Raw genomic sequence first — 2,616 nt, 5'->3', positions numbered from 1 at the left:
GAACGCAGCTCGATATCGGGCAGGCCGTCGACCGCGTCGCGCACCGATTCGCTGACGAGGATCTCACCACCGTTGGCTTGTCCTGCAATCCGAGCGGCCATCGCGACGTTGCGCCCGAAAAGGTCGTCGCCGCGTCTGACCGACGGCCCCACGTGGATGCCGATCCGGACGCGGATGCCCTCCCAGCGATCAGCGTTCTCAAGCAGGGCCCGTTGCACGTCGATACCGCACAGCACGGCTTGGCCGGCATCGGCGAAGGCGATCATGAATCCGTCGCCTTGACTGTTGACCACGTGACCGTTGTGGTCCTCGACAAGCTGTTGGATGAGCCTGTTGTGCCGCTCCAAGACCTTGACCCATCCCCGGTCGCCCAGGGCCTCGTTGTGGGCGGTGGAATCCTCGATGTCGGAGAAGGCGATCACGACATCGCCGTCGGCGGTGAGTCTGGCCAGATCGGGGCGTTCCACCTGCGCCCAGCCTGCGAGGTCTTCGACTGAGTTTCGGACTGTGGCGCCGATACCTTTGGTCATCAGCCAATCGGCCGTCTTCCATGCAGTCCTAAACCTCACCGCAGAACCCTACCCTGTCTTCGCAAAAGGCGCGACCCCGGGGCGCCGCCGGCGCCGGCCGGTCTTACGTTCGCGGCTGCGCCGGAGTTCGGCTCGTGCTCCCTTCAGCTGCCGTCGCGACACAATGAGCAGAACTCCGAGCGCGATGATGCCGGCGAGTTCGGCGACGGCAGCCGCTACCAGCACCGTCACCGTCACGGTCACTGTTGGTTCGCCGCTGCGGCGAGTGCTGCCATTGGCCGATTATGACGGAGGGGCCGTGGGGGACATGCCGGCGCGGCACAAAGGCATAAGGGTCAGGCCTTTGGCAAGCATCCTGACGCTGCGCGGAGCTGACCCCTCTCCATGCGACCCCTCGAGGTCCGGGGTACCTGCACGATCCAGCGGCCGACCTTCACTCAGTTAGCTGTGTCACCCCAGGGAAGCTGCGGTTTAAAGCCATTGGGAATAACTCCCTAGTCGGTGTCGTCGTTTCACCGGTCGGCAATGTGGGGCATGAGAGTTCGCCTCACCGCTACGAACATCCGTCGGTCGGCCGCGCGCAGAGACCCCGGGGAGGAAGTCGGTGAATTTGTCGAATGTGACACCTGACCTGACACGCTGGCCGCGGTCGCAGGTCACAATGCATCGGCGTGACGGTTCTGGCGCGATCCAGACCCTGTTCACCGGCGTGCTGGCTGTGCTGCTCGCAACGGGATGGGCCGCCAACCATTTCGCCGCGCTGATCCCCGCGATCAGCGATCGCCAATACCTCGGCGCGGCCGCGCTAGATGCAATGTTCGGGATCTACGCGGTGGGACTGCTGCCCGGTCTGCTCATCGGCGGGCTTGCATCGGATGCGTTCGGGCGCCAGTCGGTGGCGTGGGCGGGATCGGCGACTGCTCTGTCGGGAACGGTGGCGATGATGCTCTCGCAGCATTCCGACGTGTTGCTGGTTGGGCGCTTGATCGTCGGGGTCGGTGTGGGTCTTGCGATCAGCTCTTGCACCGCATGGGCCTCGGATCTGAAAGGTCCCGCCGGTTCCGCCATCGCGGAAGCCGCGTTAACCGCCGGCTTCGCCATCGGCCCATTCGTCTCGGGGGTGATCGCCTCGGCTGGACAGCCCGGCATTTCGGTGTCATTCGGGATCGCCGCCGCCATTGTTGTTGTGGCGACGGTTGTCACCGTCATGGCGGCGCAGCGCGCAGCCGTGACCACGCCGGTAACAGCGCGTGGCCCCGAGCAATCGATGCCGGCGAGCCAGGGAACCGCGCGGGCGTTGAGTTGGGCCATGCCGCTGGCACCGTGGGTGTTCGCCTCGGCGACACTTGCGTTCGTCACGATCCCTACCCGGGTACACACCGGGCTCGCGGCCCCTATGGCTGCGGGGACAGCCGCGCTGATCGTCAACGGCGCCAGCGGGCTCATTCAAATGCTCGCCCGCGCGCGGGGGTGGGGGCCGCAAGCCGGCACCTTCGGTACCGTGCTGGCTGCACTCGGCTATGCGGTAACCGCGGCGGCACCGCCGATCCTGGCGCCCCAGCCTTGGCGGCCATCGTCCGGCACGACCAGTGGGTCTGGCCGTCTGGCGTGCAATGCCTTGTCAGATACACGATCTCGTCGATCTTCTACTGCGGGATCGTGGATTTCCGGCCACGCCCGGCCCGCACCTTCCCCAGGCCCTCCTCGGTGAACCGGGCCCGCCACGCCCGAACCGTTGCCGGCTTAACCGCTACCTGCGCGGCGATCCTCGTGTTCGCCACACCATCGGCCGCCAGCAACAGCGCCTTCGCCCGCTGAACCTGCCGATGGGGCGCGGTCTGCGACCGCGACAAGACTTGCAACGCTTCTCGTTGACCGTCCAACATGACCAAAGCAGCCGCTGGCGTCATCACCCACGAAGTCTACCGGAGAACTAGCTTATTATTTTGGAGACACACCACTAGTTAGCTAACCCGCCGACCTCGCCATCGTCAGCCCGCCACCCGCCGCGACGACGCCGCGACGAACACCCTCGAGAAGCTGACTCACGACGCTATAACCAGCCGTGACCAGGCCTTTTAAGGTG

Annotated in this window: 3 protein-coding genes and 1 pseudogene; 1 reads left to right on the top strand and 3 read right to left on the bottom strand. The window is 65.6% G+C overall.

Annotated elements, in window-relative coordinates; translation table 11 throughout:
* Both ACLP9N_RS21775 and ACLP9N_RS21770 read right to left on the bottom strand, forming a co-directional pair.
* Window positions 1–578, bottom strand: a pseudogene (locus ACLP9N_RS21775) (adenylate/guanylate cyclase domain-containing protein); the annotation flags it as partial.
* Window positions 579–773, bottom strand: coding sequence for a hypothetical protein (locus ACLP9N_RS21770; RefSeq protein WP_442409350.1), 195 nt, complete (start codon window positions 771–773; stop codon window positions 579–581).
* Window positions 774–1,191: 418 nt separating this feature from the next.
* On the opposite strand from ACLP9N_RS21770, the gene ACLP9N_RS21765 reads away from it, so the two are divergent.
* Window positions 1,192–2,241, top strand: coding sequence for an MFS transporter (locus ACLP9N_RS21765; protein ID WP_442409352.1), 1,050 nt, complete (start codon window positions 1,192–1,194; stop codon window positions 2,239–2,241).
* Here the strand turns inward: ACLP9N_RS21765 and ACLP9N_RS21760 are convergent.
* Window positions 2,177–2,416, bottom strand: a complete 240-nt coding sequence (locus ACLP9N_RS21760; RefSeq protein WP_442409351.1) for a helix-turn-helix domain-containing protein — start codon at window positions 2,414–2,416, stop codon at window positions 2,177–2,179. The genes ACLP9N_RS21765 and ACLP9N_RS21760 overlap by 65 nt on opposite strands.
* Between the last annotated feature and the right edge of the window lie 200 nt (window positions 2,417–2,616).

The sequence above is a fragment of the Mycobacterium sp. genome (assembly GCF_052144515.1).
Lineage (GTDB): Bacteria > Actinomycetota > Actinomycetes > Mycobacteriales > Mycobacteriaceae > Mycobacterium.
The sequence above is the reverse complement of the archived record's forward strand: the minus strand, read 5'-3'. Positions and strand labels throughout refer to the sequence as shown.

What these genes read in the sequence shown, in the direction of transcription:
- ACLP9N_RS21765 (WP_442409352.1), top strand. Translation starts at nt 1,192, where the DNA reads ATGCATCGGCGTGACGGTTCTGGCGCGATCCAGACCCTGTTCACCGGC.
- ACLP9N_RS21760 (WP_442409351.1), bottom strand. Translation starts at nt 2,416, where the DNA reads ATGTTGGACGGTCAACGAGAAGCGTTGCAAGTCTTGTCGCGGTCGCAG.